This is a genomic window from Pseudomonas asiatica (assembly GCF_009932335.1).
In the GTDB taxonomy this organism is placed as follows: Bacteria; Pseudomonadota; Gammaproteobacteria; order Pseudomonadales; family Pseudomonadaceae; genus Aquipseudomonas; species Aquipseudomonas asiatica.
Genome location: NZ_BLJF01000001.1, coordinates 677,957 through 694,622 on the forward strand (window position 1 = coordinate 677,957; position 16,666 = coordinate 694,622).

The 16,666-nt window shown below is 64.3% G+C and carries 16 protein-coding genes and 2 pseudogenes; 7 read left to right on the top strand and 11 right to left on the bottom strand.

Going from position 1 to position 16,666, the window contains the following annotated elements; translation table 11 throughout:
- Positions 1-20 precede the first annotated feature (20 nt).
- The 3 genes from GYA95_RS03080 to GYA95_RS03090 all read right to left on the bottom strand — a co-directional run bounded on the left by GYA95_RS03080 (position 21) and on the right by GYA95_RS03090 (position 2,994).
- A complete protein-coding gene (locus tag GYA95_RS03080) occupies positions 21-851 on the bottom strand; it encodes an undecaprenyl-diphosphate phosphatase (RefSeq protein ID WP_015269339.1) in 831 nt (276 codons plus the stop codon).
- A 193-nt stretch (positions 852-1,044) separates the two neighbouring features.
- Positions 1,045-1,320 carry a DUF3077 domain-containing protein gene (locus tag GYA95_RS03085; RefSeq protein WP_015269340.1) on the bottom strand — a complete coding sequence of 92 codons (276 nt, stop codon included), beginning with the start codon at positions 1,318-1,320 and terminating at the stop codon, positions 1,045-1,047.
- Between the two features lie 672 nt (positions 1,321-1,992).
- A complete protein-coding gene (locus tag GYA95_RS03090; RefSeq protein WP_015269341.1) occupies positions 1,993-2,994 on the bottom strand; it encodes an NADP-dependent oxidoreductase in 1,002 nt (333 codons plus the stop codon).
- Positions 2,995-3,169: 175 nt separating this feature from the next.
- On the opposite strand from GYA95_RS03090, the gene GYA95_RS03095 reads away from it, so the two are divergent.
- The 4 genes and pseudogenes from GYA95_RS03095 to GYA95_RS28235 all read left to right on the top strand — a co-directional run bounded on the left by GYA95_RS03095 (position 3,170) and on the right by GYA95_RS28235 (position 6,792).
- Positions 3,170-3,931, top strand: a complete 762-nt coding sequence (locus GYA95_RS03095) for an SDR family oxidoreductase (RefSeq protein ID WP_015269342.1) — start codon at positions 3,170-3,172, stop codon at positions 3,929-3,931.
- A 161-nt stretch (positions 3,932-4,092) separates the two neighbouring features.
- A pseudogene (locus GYA95_RS03100) lies at positions 4,093-4,536 on the top strand (aminotransferase class I/II-fold pyridoxal phosphate-dependent enzyme); the annotation flags it as partial.
- 867 nt (positions 4,537-5,403) lie between these two features.
- Positions 5,404-5,931: pseudogene (locus tag GYA95_RS28230) on the top strand (HAMP domain-containing protein); the annotation flags it as partial.
- The gene (locus GYA95_RS28235) at positions 5,929-6,792 is read left to right on the top strand and encodes a methyl-accepting chemotaxis protein (RefSeq protein ID WP_371053111.1); all 864 of its coding nucleotides are present in this window, start codon (positions 5,929-5,931) and stop codon (positions 6,790-6,792) included. The pseudogene GYA95_RS28230 and the gene GYA95_RS28235, both read left to right, overlap by 3 nt.
- Positions 6,793-7,097: 305 nt before the next feature.
- Here the strand turns inward: GYA95_RS28235 and GYA95_RS03110 are convergent, their stop codons facing one another.
- Positions 7,098-8,288 (bottom strand): benzoate/H(+) symporter BenE family transporter, encoded by a 1,191-nt coding sequence (locus GYA95_RS03110; RefSeq protein ID WP_015269345.1) that lies wholly within the window; start codon positions 8,286-8,288, stop codon positions 7,098-7,100.
- A 292-nt stretch (positions 8,289-8,580) separates the two neighbouring features.
- On the opposite strand from GYA95_RS03110, the gene GYA95_RS03115 reads away from it, so the two are divergent.
- Positions 8,581-9,183, top strand: coding sequence for a glutathione S-transferase family protein (locus GYA95_RS03115; protein ID WP_015269346.1), 603 nt, complete (start codon positions 8,581-8,583; stop codon positions 9,181-9,183).
- A 130-nt stretch (positions 9,184-9,313) separates the two neighbouring features.
- Here GYA95_RS03115 and GYA95_RS03120 read toward each other — a convergent pair whose 3' ends face one another.
- The 5 genes from GYA95_RS03120 to GYA95_RS03140 all read right to left on the bottom strand — a co-directional run bounded on the left by GYA95_RS03120 (position 9,314) and on the right by GYA95_RS03140 (position 12,082).
- Positions 9,314-9,685: a glutaredoxin family protein gene (locus tag GYA95_RS03120; protein ID WP_015269347.1), complete on the bottom strand. Its 372-nt coding sequence runs from the start codon at positions 9,683-9,685 to the stop codon at positions 9,314-9,316.
- Between the two features lie 59 nt (positions 9,686-9,744).
- Positions 9,745-10,290: a GTP cyclohydrolase I FolE gene (gene folE / locus GYA95_RS03125; protein WP_013971502.1), complete on the bottom strand. Its 546-nt coding sequence runs from the start codon at positions 10,288-10,290 to the stop codon at positions 9,745-9,747.
- Positions 10,291-10,360: 70 nt separating this feature from the next.
- The gene (locus GYA95_RS03130; RefSeq protein ID WP_013971503.1) at positions 10,361-10,921 is read right to left on the bottom strand and encodes a Smr/MutS family protein; all 561 of its coding nucleotides are present in this window, start codon (positions 10,919-10,921) and stop codon (positions 10,361-10,363) included.
- 163 nt (positions 10,922-11,084) lie between these two features.
- Entirely contained in the window at positions 11,085-11,405 is a 321-nt protein-coding gene (locus GYA95_RS03135; protein ID WP_015269348.1) for a hypothetical protein, read from the bottom strand.
- Between the two features lie 86 nt (positions 11,406-11,491).
- The gene (locus GYA95_RS03140; RefSeq protein WP_015269349.1) at positions 11,492-12,082 is read right to left on the bottom strand and encodes a cysteine hydrolase family protein; all 591 of its coding nucleotides are present in this window, start codon (positions 12,080-12,082) and stop codon (positions 11,492-11,494) included.
- A gap of 180 nt (positions 12,083-12,262) precedes the next feature.
- On the opposite strand from GYA95_RS03140, the gene prmB reads away from it, so the two are divergent.
- Positions 12,263-13,171 carry a 50S ribosomal protein L3 N(5)-glutamine methyltransferase gene (prmB, locus tag GYA95_RS03145; RefSeq protein ID WP_015269350.1) on the top strand — a complete coding sequence of 303 codons (909 nt, stop codon included), beginning with the start codon at positions 12,263-12,265 and terminating at the stop codon, positions 13,169-13,171.
- Positions 13,172-13,280: 109 nt separating this feature from the next.
- Here prmB and GYA95_RS03150 read toward each other — a convergent pair whose 3' ends face one another.
- Complete coding sequence (locus tag GYA95_RS03150) at positions 13,281-14,063, bottom strand: hypothetical protein (protein WP_015269351.1); 783 nt, start codon at positions 14,061-14,063, stop codon at positions 13,281-13,283.
- A 200-nt stretch (positions 14,064-14,263) separates the two neighbouring features.
- Positions 14,264-15,226, bottom strand: a complete 963-nt coding sequence (locus GYA95_RS03155; RefSeq protein WP_015269352.1) for an alpha/beta hydrolase — start codon at positions 15,224-15,226, stop codon at positions 14,264-14,266.
- A gap of 236 nt (positions 15,227-15,462) precedes the next feature.
- On the opposite strand from GYA95_RS03155, the gene aroC reads away from it, so the two are divergent.
- The gene (gene aroC, locus GYA95_RS03160; protein ID WP_054572725.1) at positions 15,463-16,554 is read left to right on the top strand and encodes a chorismate synthase; all 1,092 of its coding nucleotides are present in this window, start codon (positions 15,463-15,465) and stop codon (positions 16,552-16,554) included.
- The last annotated feature ends 112 nt before the right edge of the window (positions 16,555-16,666 follow it).

Sequence of the window (16,666 nt, forward strand, 5' to 3'; positions counted from 1 at the left end):
CATTTTCGTGTGTCGTGATATCAGCCCTGAGCTGTCGACCAGTCGATCCAGCCGAACTGCCAGGTAGCCAGGATCAATAAACCGAAGGCGATGCGATACCACGCGAACGTTGCGTAGCTGTGGTTGGCGATGAACTTGAGCAGCGCACGCACGGCGATCATGGCGAAGATGAACGAGGTCACGAAGCCGATGGCGAACACCGGCAGGTCGCCGGGCTGGAACAGCTCGCGGTACTTGTAACCTGAATACACCGCCGCACCGACCATGGTCGGCATCGCCAGGAAGAACGAGAACTCGGTGGCCGCCTTGCGCGACAGGCCGAACAGCAGGCCGCCGATGATGGTGGACCCGGAACGCGACGTGCCCGGGATCATTGCCAGGCACTGGACGAAACCGATCTTCAGGGCATGGCTCCAGCGCATGTCATCGACGTGGTCGACCGCCACACGGTGGGTACGGCGTTCGGCCCAGAGCATGATTACCCCGCCAACCACCAAGGCCGTTGCCACGGTGATCGGGTTGAACAGGTAGTGGTGAATCAGGTCGGCGAACAGCACGCCCAGCACCACCGCCGGCAGAAACGCCAACAGCAGGTTGCCGGTGAAGCGCCGCGCCGTGGGCTGGCTGGTCAGGCCGAACACCACTTCCAGGATCTTGCCGCGAAACTCCCAAACTACCGCCAGGATCGCCGCCAACTGGATGATGATGTTGAACGCTATTGCGCGTTCACCGCCGAAATCTATCAAATCGGCAACGATGATCTGGTGCCCGGTACTGGAGATTGGTAGAAACTCCGTGAGCCCTTCAACCACTCCCAGGATGATTGCCTGGAAGGCAGTCCATAAATCCATAGATCCCCCGTTAGAGCCGTGCTGCTTGCAGGGCCCATGCTCTTGATTTACCTATGATTGCCGGTTGAGGCGGCAAAGATGTTGGCGCGCGCCGGATGCTACCAGAGCGACGGTGCGAAGACTTGTGTGGGGTTGTAACGGTGTGGAAGCGTCTGCTGTGCCGGCCGCTTCCACAAGGGGCTGCGTTGCCCTGTCAGTGCAGCTTGTTCTTGGCCAGTTCGATGTCGTTCATCAGGGCCTTGGCCATGGCCAGCAGGTAATCGGCGGAGCCCAGCAGTTTGTGGTCATCTTCCATGTCGCCTTCGCGCACAAGGTGCTTGATGTAGCCCAGCAGGACTGACACGTGCTCGTAGGCATCATCGATGGGCACGCCGGGCTGTACGCGGAGCAGGTCGAGGGTGGGGTTGCCGGCTTCGAGGAAGGTTTCCAGGCCTGCGGTGAGGATGGGGGAGGGGGTGTACTTTTTCATGGTGAAAATCCAGTGCGTGATGAGGAGCAACCACCCGGATCTTTCTCACGGACAAAGGTGGCAGCCATTGCGCGGGGTGAGAAACCGGTGCACTGACGCCGGCCAAGCCGAAGCCTGCCCGCGAATGGCTGCCATTGAACAGTGGAGCAGCAGTGCATAACAGGTTCTCACACCCGGTCGCCAACATGGCGACCCGGTGAAGTTATCCCTGAGGGATTTCCCCGACAATTCAGCTGCTTCCGACCGCTGCGTAGGATAGTTCGCTTGCTGCTTCAAGCTGAAGCGGTGGGGGCAAGGTTCAGGAAAGTCTGACGCGCTGCGAACGCGGTGCTGCAGTTATCGCCGGGGCCGCTGTGCGGCCCAATCGCCGGCAAGCCAGCTCTCATAGAACAACACATGACTCATTGGTTCGGCGAGGTTCTGTAGGAGCAGCCTTGTGCTGCGAAGAGGCCGGTACTGACAAAGCCTGTCTGTTGCTTGTACCGGCCTCTTCGCAGCACAAGGCTGCTCCTACAAAGGACGCGTCAGACGAGCGATATTTGTTCTCTGCGCGACAGCGCAGCCCAAAAGGGCTGGGTAATCTCTCACAGGTACAGCGTCGGGCTCAACGGTGGCGCTGTACCTGTGGGAGCTGGCTTGCCGGCGATGAGGCCAGTGTTGGCTACCTCAATCTCAAACCTTCAGCACCAACTTGCCAAAGTTCTCCCCACTGAACAGCTTCAGCAAGGTCTCGGGGAAGGTCTCCAGCCCTTCCACCACATCCTCCTTGCTCTTCACCTGCCCGCTGGCCAGCCACCCGGCAATCTCCAGCGCGGCCTTGCCGTAATCCTTGGCGTAATCCATCACCACGAAGCCTTCCATGCGCGCGCGGTTCACCAGCAGTGACAGGTAGTTGGCCGGGCCTTTCACCGCTTCCTTGTTGTTGTACTGGCTGATCGCGCCGCAAATCACGATGCGTGCCTTGAAGTTGATGCGGGTCAGCACGGCGTCGAGGATGTCGCCGCCGACGTTGTCGAAGTACACGTCCACGCCTTTGGGGCATTCGCGCTTCAGGCCGGCCAGCACGTCTTCGGCCTTGTAGTCGATCACCCCATCAAAGCCCAGTTCGTCCTTCAGGTACTGGCACTTCTCGGCGCCGCCGGCAATGCCGACCACGCGGCAGCCTTTGATCTTGGCAATTTGCCCGACAATGCTGCCCACCGCGCCAGCCGCGCCGGAAATCACCACGGTGTCACCGGCCTTGGGTTGGCCGACGTCCAGTAGGGCGAAGTAGGCGGTCATGCCGGTCATGCCCAGCGCCGACAGATAGCGGGGCAGGGGCGCCAGGTTGGGGTCGATCTTGTGCAGGCCCTGGGGTTCGCCAGTGAAGTAGTCCTGCACGCCAAGGGCGCCGCTTACATGGTCGCCCGGCTTGTAACTGGGATGGTTGGAGGCAACAACCTCGCCAACACCCAGCGCGCGCATCAACTGGCCCAGGGCCACGGGCGGGATGTAGGACTTGCCTTCGTTCATCCAGCCGCGCATGGCCGGGTCCAGCGACAGGTACAGGTTGCGCACCAGCACCTGGCCTTCGCCGGGTTGTTCGGCGGGCACGGTCTCGAAGCTGAAGTCGTCACGGCGCACGGCGCCGACCGGGCGTTTGGCGAGCAGGAAGCGGCGGTTGGTGTTGGTCATGGCGGGTCCTTGTGGGCAATGGAAGGGGGAGGCGTCAAATCTACCCTGTTGATGTAGGCAGGTCCTTAACATCACTGACAAGCATGGTAGCCCAACCGGTGGGGTGATGATGCTGCCCGGGCGAGCGGTGGCTGACTATGCTCTGAACCCCACCAAGCACGCTTTGGAGCACGCGATGAGCATGACCTTTTCCGGCCAGGTTGCCCTGGTCACCGGCGGCGGCGCCGGCATCGGCCGGGCAACCGCCCTGGCTTTCGCCCAGGAGGGCCTGAAGGTGGTGGTGGCCGACCTCGACCCGGCCGGCGGCGAGGCCACTGTAGCCCTGATCCACGCCGCGGGAGGGGAGGCGCTGTTCATTGCCTGCGACGTTACTCGTGACGCCGAGGTGCGCCAACTGCACGAGCGCCTGATCGCTGCCTACGGCCGGCTGGACTATGCCTACAACAACGCAGGTATCGAGATAGAGCAGGGCCGCCTGGCCGAGGGCAGCGAGGCGGAGTTCGATGCCATCATGGGCGTCAACGTGAAGGGTGTGTGGCTGTGCATGAAGTATCAGCTGCCGTTGCTGTTGGCCCAGGGCGGTGGGGCCATCGTCAATACCGCTTCGGTGGCGGGCTTGGGCGCGGCGCCGAAGATGAGCATCTACAGCGCCTCCAAGCACGCGGTGATCGGCCTGACCAAGTCGGCGGCCATCGAATACGCCAAGAAGGGCATCCGGGTGAATGCGGTGTGCCCGGCGGTGATCGACACCGACATGTTCCGCCGCGCCTATGAGGCCGACCCACGCAAGGCCGAGTTTGCCGCTGCCATGCATCCGGTGGGGCGCATTGGCAAGGTCGAGGAAATTGCCAGCGCCGTGCTGTACCTGTGCAGTGATGGCGCGGCGTTTACCACAGGGCATTGCCTGGCAGTGGATGGTGGGGCTACGGCGATCTGAGCCGATATCGATGTGGCCTTCTTCGCGGGTAAACCCACAGGTACTGCACCGCTCTCGGGTTGGGTGCGATCTCTGTGGGAGCGGGTTCACCCGCGAAAGGGTCGGGCCTGCCCACTCTGATGCCAGCCCACCCCCATCACCAGACACACCGCCAACCCTTTATGCTTAACTGTTCGCTCAAAACAAGCGAACACTTGCCCCTCGACCGCACCAGCCCCACCCCGCTGGTGCAGCAACTCACCGACCACCTGCAAACCTGGATCGACCAGCAACGCCTGCGCCCGGCGCGCGCCTGCCGTCGATTCGGGCCTTGGCCCGCAGCCAGGCGGTCAGTGCGTCGTAGTTGGCGCGCGGCCACCGAGCTGGCCCAGGCAGTGCGCCAGGTAAGCCGTGGCAACCCGCAGGACCTGTTCGACTATTGCCCACCCCTTGGCCTGGCCAGCCTGCGCCAACAGCTGCACAAGCGCCTGGCGCAGCTGGGCATCGCCGCCGGCCCCGAACGTATCCTCACCACCCACGGCGCCAGCCACGGCCTGGACCTGCTGGTGCGCACCCTGCTGCGTCCGGGCGACACGGTCCTTGTGGAAAACCCCGGCTACTACAACCGTCTGGGCCCGGGTGCCAGGCCGCGATTTTGCCAGCCTGGAGCGCCTTGCACTGGAACACGACGTGCTGCTAACCCCCGGCAGCGCCTTCGATTACCAGGGCGCGGCCAGCGCCTGGCTGCGCATCAATGTCGCTTACGGGCAGGACTCCCGCGCCCAGGCCTTCCTTCAGCACGCAGGGCGACCTCTGCCAAGCTGATAGCGACACGCTCATAGCTATTTGACACTATTCTGACGTCAGGCCCTTGTTCATCGGCTGGCAACGTTGCCACCCTTGGCCTTCGGGATAACCTCGCACGCAGAAGGGGAATCGGCATGGGCACGAGCAAGCACGGTGTGCTGGCGAACCTGGGCATGGCACGCAAACTCGGCCTGGGCTTTGCCCTGGTGCTGGTGCTGACCCTGGCGGTGGCCGGCATTGGCATTGCCGCGCTGCACAGCGTTGGCCAGCGCTTCGACAGCTTGCGCCAGCTGGCCCAGTTCAATACTGACCTGCTGCGCTTGCGCCAGCACGAGCAGGCATTTGCCCTGCGCTCCGACCTGCAGCAGGCCGAGGCCTTGCGCAGCGGCTTGCAGGGCCTGGTCGAACGCGCCCGTGGCCTGCCGGCGCTGGCGGCGGTGGAAACCGACCTGGCAGCCTATGGCCAGGCGTTCGAGGCCTTTGTCGAGGCGGTGCAGGCCAAGGAGCTGGCGCTGGACATGGCCAGTTGGTCGGTGTCCAGCGTGGCCAATAACCTCGATGTACTGCAGGCCGGCCTGGCCGATGACGGCGTGTATACCCTCAAGCAGTCCCAGGGCCAGCAGGGCGGCGCGTTCCTCGAGCAGGCCACGCAGGTGGCGCAGGTGTCGCGGCTGATGCTGCAGGCCATGGACGAAGCGCGGGTACGCCTGGAAAAAAGCCGCAAGGGCGAAGAGGGCGTCAGCCAGGAGCGCATTGCCCAGACCGTCGAAGCCGCCAGCCTGGTCAGCCAGTTGCAGGGCGCTGTCAGCGATGCCGGCTACCAGAGTGTGCTGGGCGAAGTGGCGGGGCACATTGGCAGCTTCTCGGAAAAGCTTAACGAATACACGGACCAACTGGCCCGCGAGCAGGGCTTGAAGGCGCAGTTGCAGGCCAGTGCCGAGCAAGTCACCAACCGGGTCGACCAGGCTTACCTGGGGCAGGAGCAGGCCCTGCAGGGCGAATTGCAACGCAATGCCGTGGCCATCGGCCTGGCTACCGCATTGGCGCTGCTGGTAGGTGTGCTGGCAGCCTGGCTGATCACCCGCGCCGTGGTCGGCCCGCTCAAGCATGTGATTGCCCGCGCCCAGCGCATCGCTGCCGGCGAGCTGAGCTTCGACGCCCAGGCACCACGCCGTGACGAAGTAGGGCAGTTGATGCAGGCCATGCAGCAGATGGCGGCGGGCCTGTCGGGCATTGTCAGCGGTTTGCAGCAGGGCATCGAGCAACTGGCCGGCAATGCGCAGGCGCTGTCGGCGGTGACCGAGCAGACCAACCGCGAGGTGGGCAGCCAGAAGGAAGAGACCGAGCAGGTGGCCACCGCCATGCAGCAGATGACCGCCACCGTGCACGATGTGGCGCGTAATGCCGAGGAGGCGGCGCAGGCGGCCCAGGCTGCGGATGAGAAGGTTGATTCCGGGCAGCAGGTGGTGCGCCAGAGCATGCAGCGCATCGAGCAACTGGCGTCGGCGGCGGAGACGGCCAGCGCCGGTATCGACAACCTCAGTGCCGAGATCCACACCATTGGCGACGTGCTGGAAGTGATCAAGAGCGTGGCCGAACAGACCAACCTGCTGGCGCTGAATGCTGCTATCGAAGCAGCCCGGGCTGGTGAGCAGGGGCGTGGCTTTGCCGTGGTCGCTGACGAGGTGCGTGCGCTGGCGCGGCGTACCCGGCAGTCTACCGAGCAGATCGAGACCTTGGTCGCCAGCCTGCGCGGCAATGCCCAGCAGTCGGTGGCGCAGATTCGCGGCAGTACCGAGCTGGTGCGTTTGGCGGTGGCTGATGCACTGCAGACCGAAAGCGCGCTGGGCAGCATTGCGGCTGCGGTGTCATTGATTCAGCAGATGAACCAGCAGATTGCCGCGACGGCCGAGCAGCAGAGCTCGGTGGCAGAAGAGATCAGCCGCAGCGTCACGCAGATCCGTGGTAGTGCCGATCAGGCGGCGTTGGCGATGCAGGATAATGCCCGGTCGAGTATCGAGCTGGCGCAGTTGGGTACCGACCTGAAGGGGATGGTGGGGCATTTCAGGCTTTAGGTGCCTGGCGTGGGATTTTCGTTGGTGTTGAGATCGAGCGCCGCCCGCGCGGCGCTTCGCGGGGCAAGCCCGCTCCCACATTTGTTGCAACGTGCCGAACCTGACAAGCCATGGTTGCCAGCCTTGGTGGGCTGGCTGGATTTCTGAGTTGGCACTGTTGCCGCCTTTCCTGTCTCAAGCCATGCACCAGGGCTGACAACGCTTCTCCCACAGGCATGGTCACGTTGCAACAAATGTGGGAGCGGGCTTGCCCCGCGAAGCGCCGCGCGGGCGGCGCTCGATCTCAACCCCACCCCAATCTATCGTCATACCCTACGTGGGTTCAAAATCACCAAGGCCAGTACCCCCGCCACAATCCCCCAGAACGCCGAACCAATCGAGAACAAGGTCAGCCCCGAAGCCGTAACCATGAAGGTGATCACGGCAGCCTCCCGCTCCCGCGCTTCGCTCATGGCCACGGTCAGCCCGTTCATGATCGAGCCGAACAGCGCCAGCGCCGCAATCGACAGCACCAGTTCTTTTGGCAGCGCCGCAAACAGCGCCGCCAAGGTCGCGCCGAACACCCCGGCAATACCATAGAAAATCCCGCACCACACCGCCGCGGTATAACGCTTGGCCGGGTCTTCATGGGCATGTGGCCCGGTGCAGATCGCCGCGCTGATCGCCGCCAGGTTGACCCCATGCGAGCCAAACGGCGCCAGCAGCAGCGAGGCAAAACCGGTGGCCGAGATCAGTGGCGAAGCCGGCACCTGGTAGCCGTCGGCGCGCAGCACGGCCACACCCGGCATGTTCTGCGAGGTCATCGCCACCACGAACAGCGGAATGCCAATGCTGATGGTCGCCGCCAGCGAGAAGCTTGGCGTGGTCCACACCGGCGTGGCCATCTCCAGCCGGAAGCCGCTGAAGTCCAGCAGGCCCAGGGCGCCGGACAGCGCCGTACCCACCAATAGCGCGGCCAGCACGCAGTAACGCGGCGACAGGCGTTTGACCAGCAGGTAGCTGAAGAACATGCCCAGTACCAGCAGGGTGCGATGCTGGGCGGCAACGAAGATTTCGCTGCCGATCTTGAACAGGATACCCGCCAGCAGCGCCGAGGCCAGCGAGGCCGGGATGCGCTTGACCAGGCGCTCGAAGCTGCCGGTCAGGCCACAGATCAGCACCAGCACGGCACAGGTGATGTAGGCGCCGATCGCTTCGCCATAGCTGACCCCGCCCAGGCTGGTGATCAGCAGGGCGGCGCCGGGGGTGGACCAGGCCACGGTGATCGGTGTGCGGTAACGCAGCGACAGGCCGATGCTGCACACCGCCATGCCGATCGACAACGCCCAGATCCATGAGGAAATCTGCGCGGTGGTCAGCCCGGCTGCCTGGCCGGCCTGGAACATCAGCACCAGCGAGCTGGTATAGCCGGTGAGCATGGCGATGAAGCCGGCGACCACCGCCGACGGGGAGCTGTCTGCCAGGGGCCGCAGGCGTACGGAAGTGGCATCGGTCATGAACAAAATCCTTGTAAAGGTGTAAGCAGTTTTTTCAGACTACAGCGAGCAAGGTTGATCCTTGCCATACAGCGGCCATTGCTTTTAGCCGTACAGTCGCCAACTATTGGGCGCAAATGCAGAACTGCACAGGCAGCCACAAGAATGGTGCCCGCTTTTGTAGGAGCAGCCTTGTGCTGCGAAGAGGCCGTTTCAGCCCATGCAGGTGCTGCGCCTGTAACGGCCTCTTCGCAGCACAAGGCTGCTCCTACAGGGCCAGGCGAGATCTTTGGCATAGAGGGGGAGAGGGGCGATGTACAAGGTCTACGGCGACTACCAGTCGGGCAACTGTTACAAGGTCAAGCTGATGTTGAGCCTGCTGGGCCGGCCATATGAATGGCACCCGGTGGACATCCTCAAGGGCGAGACCGAAACGCCCGAGTTCCTGGCGATGAACCCCAACGGCAAGGTACCGGTGCTGGAGCTGGAAGACGGCAGCTACCTGTGGGAGTCCAATGCCATTCTCAACTACCTGGCCGATGGCAGCGAGTTCCTGCCCACCGAGCCACGCCTGCGCACCCAGGTGTTGCAGTGGCAGTTCTTCGAGCAGTACAGCCATGAGCCGTACATTGCAGTGGCGCGTTTCATCCAGTTCTACCTGGGGTTGCCGGACGAGCGACTGGAGGAGTACCGCAAGCTGCACAAGGGCGGTTACAAGGCACTGAAGGTGATGGAGCGGCAGCTGCAGATGACGCCGTTCCTGGTCGGCGAGCAGTATTCGATTGCCGATGTGGCGTTGTATGCCTACACCCACGTGGCGCAGCAGGGCGGGTTCGACCTGGCCGACTACCCGGCAGTGAGGGCCTGGCTGGAGCGGGTCAGCAGCCACCCGCGGCATGTGCCGATGGTGGGCTAGTTTATAGCCTTCGCCGGCCTCTTCGCGGGCATGCCCGCTCCCACAGGTATTCCACAATATTCAGCCCTGTGGTGAACCTGTGGGAGCGGGCGTGCCCGCGAAGAGGCGGGCACAGGCCGCCGGCAAACGGTCAGGCCGAAGCGAACCGCTCATCCAGGTAGGCAATGATCGCCTTGGACTCATACATCCAGGTCACCTTGCCCGCTTCTTCAATACGCAGGCACGGTACTTTCACCCGGCCGCCACCTTCCTGCAGGGCCTGGCGGTGCACTGGGTCGTTCTTGGCATCGCGCAGCGCCACCGGCACGTTCAAACGGTGCAGGGTGCGGCGGGTCTTGACGCAGAACGGGCAGGCGTGGAACTGGTACAGCGCCAGGCTCTGGGCCGCTTGCTCGACGCGGGCCTGGGCGGCGGCGTCGCGCTTGCGCTTGGCCGGGCGGCTGATCCAGTCGCCGAACACGATGAGCTGGCCGAGGCCAACCCGCAGGGCTTTGACGATCATGGGCAACTCCTGAAATGAAAAAGCCGACCCGGCAGGGTCGGCTCGGGGTCAGCAGCCAATCACTTGATCAGGCTGAGGAACTCGCTGCGGGTGGCGGCGTTTTCGCGGAACTCACCCAGCATCACCGAGGTGATCATGGTCGAGTTCTGCTTCTCGACACCGCGCATCATCATGCACATGTGCTTGGCTTCGATGACCACGGCAACGCCGGCGGCACCGGTTACCTGCTGCACGGCCTCGGCAACCTGGCGGCTGAGGTTTTCCTGGATCTGCAGGCGGCGAGCGTACATGTCGACGATGCGCGCCACCTTCGACAGGCCCAGTACCTTGCCCTTGGGCAGGTAGGCCACGTGCGCCTTGCCGATGAACGGCAGCATGTGGTGTTCGCACATCGAATACAGCTCGATGTCCCGGACCAGCACCATTTCGCTGTTGTCAGAGCTGAACAGCGCGTTGTTGGTGACTTCTTCCAGTGTTTGCTCATAACCGCGGCAAAGGTACTTCATCGCCTTTGCAGCCCGCTTGGGCGTGTCGAGCAGGCCCTCACGGGAGACGTCCTCGCCAATCTGGCTGAGGATCTCGGTGTAGTTCTGTTCCAGGGACATGGATCTACCTGTGGGAAAAAATCGCAAAAACGAAGGGTACGGCGGTGAGGGCGGCGCTGCAAGCGCGGCGTTACTCGTCGCGGCCTTCGAGCATGGTTCGCTTAAGCATCACATACACCGCGCCGGTGCCGCCGTGGCGGGCGCTGCACGAGGCAAAACCGAGCACCTGCGGGTGCTGGCGCAGCCAGGTGTTGACGTGGCTCTTGATCATCGGGCGCTTGCCGTCCAGGCGCGCGGCCTTGCCGTGGGTAACTCGCACGCAGCGCACTTCCAGTCTGGTGGCCTCGGCGATGAAATCCCACAGGGTTTCGCGGGCCTTTTCCACGGTCATGCCATGCAAGTCGAGGCTGCCCTCGAACGGGATCTGCCCCAGCTTCAGCTTGCGCAGCTGGCCTTCCTGCACGCCATCGCGGCGCCACAGCAACTCGTCTTCGGCGCCAACGTCGATGACGAACTGGTCGGACATGCCGTCGATCACCAGCGCCTTGTCACTGCGCACGGTCGCCGCCTGACGCAGGCCGGCCAGCTTCTGGCGGTCGGCCTTGGGCTTGCCGACTTCGGCGCGGTCGTGCCTGATCGGTTTGACACCGCGCACTTCGGCCTTGAACAGGGAAAAATCGTCGTCTTGCATGATGCCTCCACGTGGGCGGCGTAGTTTACGCGACTGTGGGGCCTTGTGCAGCCTGTGTGGGCCCTATCGCCGGCAAGCCGGCTCCCACAGGATTACCAAGGGCCTGAGGACTTGTGGGGTACCTGTGGGAGCTGGCTTGCCGGCGATAGGGCCGGTACAGGTTTCAGTCATGCTTCTTCATCAGGTGCGGCGACAGGTTCAGTTCCCGCCCGCGGCGCAGGCGAATGCGGCTGCGCCGCCAGAAGCGCACGCCCAGCCACAGCAGCAGCAAACCGGCAACGGTGAGGATGCCGGCCAGTGGTTTGTTGGCGTTGAGCTCCGCCAGGGCAGGGTAGTTGCCCAGCAGGCCGGCAACGCCGGCCATCGCCAGCAGCACGCCAAGGGTCGCCAGCATGGCCGAAAGGCCTGCCGCCAGGCGGGCACCCCAGTTACGCGGTTCGCGCGGGCGCAGGCGCTTGGCGTCTAAACTGCCTTTGAGCTTCATTCCGCTCTCCTCTGTGGATATCCGGAATTCGACCTGGGGCCGCCCATCGGGTTCCGCCCGGCTGCCGGGCGGTTGTACTCAGCCGCTCAGATCAGGCTGGCGGTGGGGGCCACGCAAGCGAAGTTGTCGGCCATCACGGCCATTTCGCACTGGTGGATCTGCGCGGCCGGGATCACCCTATCCTTGAATGCCAGGTCGCGGGTCGCCGAAGCGTCTTCCACCAGGGTGCAGCGGTAACCATAGTCCTTGGCGCGGCGTACCGTGGTGCTGACGCTGGAGTGGCTCATGAAACCGCAGACGATCAGGTCCAGGTGGCCCAGCGCCTGCAGGGTCTCATGCAGCTGGGTGTTCTTGAATGCATTGGGCATGCGTTTTTCGATGACGATTTCGCCTTCCAGCGGCTCCAGCCCCGGAATGAACTGGCCGGCCGGCCCTTGTGGGTCGAAGCGGCCACCGACAGTGCCCAGGTGGCGAACGTGGATGATCGGACGGCCGCTCTTGCGCGCGGCGTCGAGCAACCTGGCGATGTTGGCCACGGCCTCGTCCATGCCCGACAGCGCCAGGGGCCCGCTGAGGTACTCCTTTTGCGCATCGATGATGATCAGGCTGGCGTGGCTCAGCTTGGCCGGCGGGTAGTCGCGGCCAGTGAGGCGAAACATCGTGGTTGGAACGGACATCAAGGGCTCCTTGGATAGGGCTTTTGTATACCTATTCTCCCCTGCCTTGGCGCCAATGGGAATGGTTGACAACGCAAGCGGCATGGTTACTGGCTTGTGGCTAGCCATTGGGTAAGGCAAAGGAACAAATGTGCGGGTGGGGCTGTTAGACTTTTGTCCGGTCTGAATTAGGAGTACCCCGTGATCACATCCCGCCTGCGCACGCTGCGCGACTACATCCGCTGGGCGGTCAGCCGCTTCCACGAGCACGACCTGTTCTTCGGCCACGGTGCCGACAACGCCTGGGACGAGGCCCGCCTGCTGGTACTGGGGGCGGTGCACCTGCCGTGGGAGGTGGCCGACAGCTATCTGGACTGCATGCTCGAGGACGACGAGCGGGTACGCCTGCAGCACCTGCTCAAGCGCCGTATCGAAGAACGCGTGCCGGCCGCCTACCTGTTGGGCGAAGCCTGGTTCTGCGGCATGTCGTTCATCGTCGACGAGCGCGTGCTGGTGCCGCGTTCGCCGATTGGCGAGCTGATCGAGAAACGCTTCGAGCCGTGGCTGGCGAGCGAGCCGGCGCGCATTCTTGACCTGTGCACCGGTTCTGGCTGCATCGGCATCGTTGCCGCCGACGTGTTCCCCGAGGCCGAGGTAGTGCTGGCCGACCTGTCGTTCGAAGCGCTCGAAGTGGCCAACCAGAACATCGAACGCCACGGCCTGGACGGGCGCGTGTACACCGTGCAGGGCGACGGTTTTGGCGGTTTACCGGGGCAGCGTTTCGACCTGATCCTGTCCAACCCGCCGTATGTCGATGCCGAAGATTTCGACGACATGCCGGCCGAGTACCACCACGAGCCCGAGTTGGGCCTGGCCTGTGGCAACGATGGCCTGGACCTGGTGCGGCGCATGCTGGCCGAGGCGGCGGACCACCTCACCGACAAGGGCTTGCTGATTGTCGAGGTGGGCAACAGCCAGGTGCATGTCGAGGCGCTGTACCCCGAGGTGGACTTTGCCTGGCTGGAGTTCGAGCGCGGTGGGCACGGGGTGTTCATGCTGACCGCCGAGCAGTGCCGGCAGCATCAGGAACTGTTCAAGGCCCGGGTCTGATTCCAGGGCCTCTTCGCGGGTAAACCCGCTCCCACAGGTATAGCGTTGCCCTCAGGTGCGACGCGGACCCTGTGGGAGCGGGTTTACCCGCGAATTAGGCGACGCGGTCTCAGCGCGTGGCAATCCAGATCAGCAACCCCGCCTGGAACACCGCAAACGCCACCAGGCAGGTAATGGTAAAGCGCAACCCGCTGTCTTCACGCTGGTACTTGGCAACCCGTTCATCCCGCTCACGCAGTTGCCCTTCCTTCTCCTGCAACTGCTGGTCAGCCTGCTGCAGCAGGCCGGCAGCATCCAGTATCCCCACTCGCTGCAAGCGCTCGCTGTTCCACGCCCCCTTGAGCTCGCCCACCGTCATTTCCACGGTACGGCCCTTCAGATGCTGGCTGTCCTCGTACTCCACCCCGATACCCATCGCGCGCAGGCAGTGGTCACGACGCAGGCGTGAGTCTTCGTTCAGCGCATCCTTGCTCGGCAGCGCCATGCCCTCGATCCGGTAGTGCGACCACTTGCGCTGCAGCCACTGCGCGGCCTGGGCCAGCAGGAAGCGGCCGATGCCACGGTTCAGCGGCTCCAGTTGCAGGCCATGTTCATTGCCAATGCGCACCAGACGCGCGGAGTGGTCGACGCGAATGTCCAGGCGGTTCTGTTCCTTGTGCACCTTCTGCCCGGGCAGCTGGATTTCCATGCGCAGCAGGCTGTGGGCCTTGTCGTGGCGCTCGGCATAGCCGAACTGCACGAAGCGCAGGGGCCGCGCGCCGGTGTTGCGGTCGGTGGGCAGGGCGGCCAGGCGCAACAGCTGGAAATGTTCGGCGGCCAGATCGGCCCAGGGCAGGGCAGGGCTTTCCTCGGGCTCTTCGGCTGGCTCTACGGCGGCGGGGGCGGTTGTCATCAGGGCTTGTCCTTGGGTACGGGCATGCGGCAGGGGCTGCTGCGCAGCCCATCGCCGGCAAGCCAGCTCCCACAGGGACCGCAGGGCATTCAGGCCTATCGTGTTCCTGTGGGAGCTGGCTTGCCGGCGATGGGGCGCGCCAGCGGCCCCAAAGTTCCGCTAATACTGAAATATCGGCCGTACCGGCCAAGACCTGAGGGTCAGGCAGAAGGCAAATGCTGGATAAACGTCACAATCTGCTCGCCAAGCTCCCTTGCCAGCGGCAGTTCAGGGTTGAGGTAGCTGTCGCGCTGTTGGCTCATTGCCTTGGGGCTGATGCGCAGCATGTGGTTCATGCCATCGATCAGCACCAGTTGGGCATCCGGCTTAGCCGCCTTCAGTCGTTCGGCGTCGATCACGCCCACCTGCACGTCGTTGCGCCCCTGCACGATCAGCGCGGGCATGGGCAGGCGGGCGAAGGCCGCCGCCGGGTTTTGCTGGAACAGCGAAATCAGGTAGGGCTGCACGCTAGGGCGGAACACCTGACGCAGCGGCGCTGGTACCTCCAGGCTGGTCTGCCCGGCCTGCAGGCGGTCGAGCAGGGCGCTGCCGCCGGCCAGTTGTGCCGGCGGCAGGCGCTGTGCCAGCTGTTCGCGCAGCACGTCGGCCAGCGGTCGGCCGCTGCCAGCCAGTGTAATCACCGCGCTGGCGCCGGCCTGCTCGGCGGCCAGGCTGGCGATCAGCGCGCCTTCGCTGTGGCCGATCAGGATCAACGGGCCGAAGCACGGGTCGGCCTTGAGCTTGCGGCTCCAGGCGACCACGTCGGCTACATAGCGCTCCACGCTCAGGTCACGCTCGTCGGGCGTGGCCGGCTGGCTGGCGGCCACCCCGCGTTTGTCGTAGCGCACGCTGGCGATGTGTTCGTTGGCCAGCAGCAGAGCCAGGCGTTTGAGGTTGTCGACCCGGCCTGACGCCGGGTTGTTGCCGTCACGGTCGGTGGGGCCGGAGCCGGCGATGATCAGCACCACCGGTGGCGGGGTTGGCTGTTGCGGCAGCAGCAGGCTGCCGTGCAGCACGCCCTGGCCGGTGTCGAGGTCGATCGGGCGTTGCAGCACGGTGGGGGCGGCGGCCTGGGCCAGGCCGGTGCACAGCAGGAAGAAGAGGGCGACGAGGCGCGACATCATTCGGTACTACATGGGGAGATGAGGGTTTGACCCAGTGTTTGCGGGAAGGTTCTTGGGCCTTGCCTGGCAGGTTCGGCCTCTTCGCGGGCTCGCCCGCTCCCACAGGTTTACCACAGGCCTGAGTCGTGTGGGGTACCTGTGGGAGCGGGCGAGCCCGCGAAGAGGCCAGCACAGGCGATCAATCCATCTGTATACTGCCGCTTTCGTTCACTTCAGGCAGATCTCGCGGAGCGTCCATGTCCGGCAATACCTACGGCAAGCTGTTCACTGTCACCACCGCTGGCGAGAGCCATGGCCCGGCGTTGGTCGCCATTGTCGATGGATGCCCACCGGGCCTGGAGATTTCTCTCGACGACCTGCAGCACGACCTTGACCGGCGCAAGCCCGGCACCAGCCGGCACACCACCCAGCGCCAGGAAGCCGACGAGGTGGAAATCCTCTCCGGCGTGTTCGAAGGCCGCACCACCGGCTGCTCGATCGGCCTGCTGATCCGCAACACCGACCAGAAGTCCAAGGACTACTCGGCGATCAAGGACCTGTTCCGCCCGGCCCACGCCGACTACACCTACCACCACAAGTACGGCGTTCGCGACTATCGCGGCGGTGGCCGCAGCTCGGCGCGCGAAACCGCCATGCGCGTGGCCGCCGGTGCCATCGCCAAGAAATATCTGGCCACCCAAGGCATCACCGTGCGCGGCTACATGAGCCAGCTGGGCCCGATCGAAATCCCGTTCAAGACCTGGGAGTCGGTGGAGCAGAACGCCTTCTTCAGCCCTGACCCGAGCAAAGTGCCGGAGCTGGAGGCCTACATGGACCAGCTGCGCCGTGACCAGGACTCGGTGGGTGCCAAGATCACCGTGGTCGCCGAAGGCGTGATGCCGGGCCTGGGCGAGCCTATCTTCGACCGCCTCGATGCCGAACTGGCCCACGCGCTGATGAGCATCAACGCGGTCAAGGGCGTGGAAATCGGCGCCGGCTTCGCTAGTGTGGCCCAGCGCGGCACCGAGCACCGTGACGAACTGACCCCGCAAGGCTTCCTCAGCAACAACGCTGGCGGCATCCTCGGCGGTATTTCCTCGGGCCAGCCGATCGTTGCCCACCTGGCGCTGAAGCCGACCTCCAGCATCACCACCCCGGGCCGCTCCATCGACATCGACGGCAACCCGGTGGACGTCATCACCAAAGGCCGCCACGACCCGTGCGTGGGCATCCGCGCCACGCCGATCGCCGAGGCGATGATGGCCATCGTGCTGATGGACCACCTGCTGCGCCACCGCGCGCAGAATGCCGATGTGAAGGTGAATACCCCGGTGCTGGGCCAGCTCTGATTCGCTTGCACTGGCCCTATCGCCGGCAAGCCAGCTCCCACAGGATTACCACAAGCCTGAACATTGTGGGGTACCTGTGGGAGCTGGCTTGCCGGCGATAGGGCCAGTACCG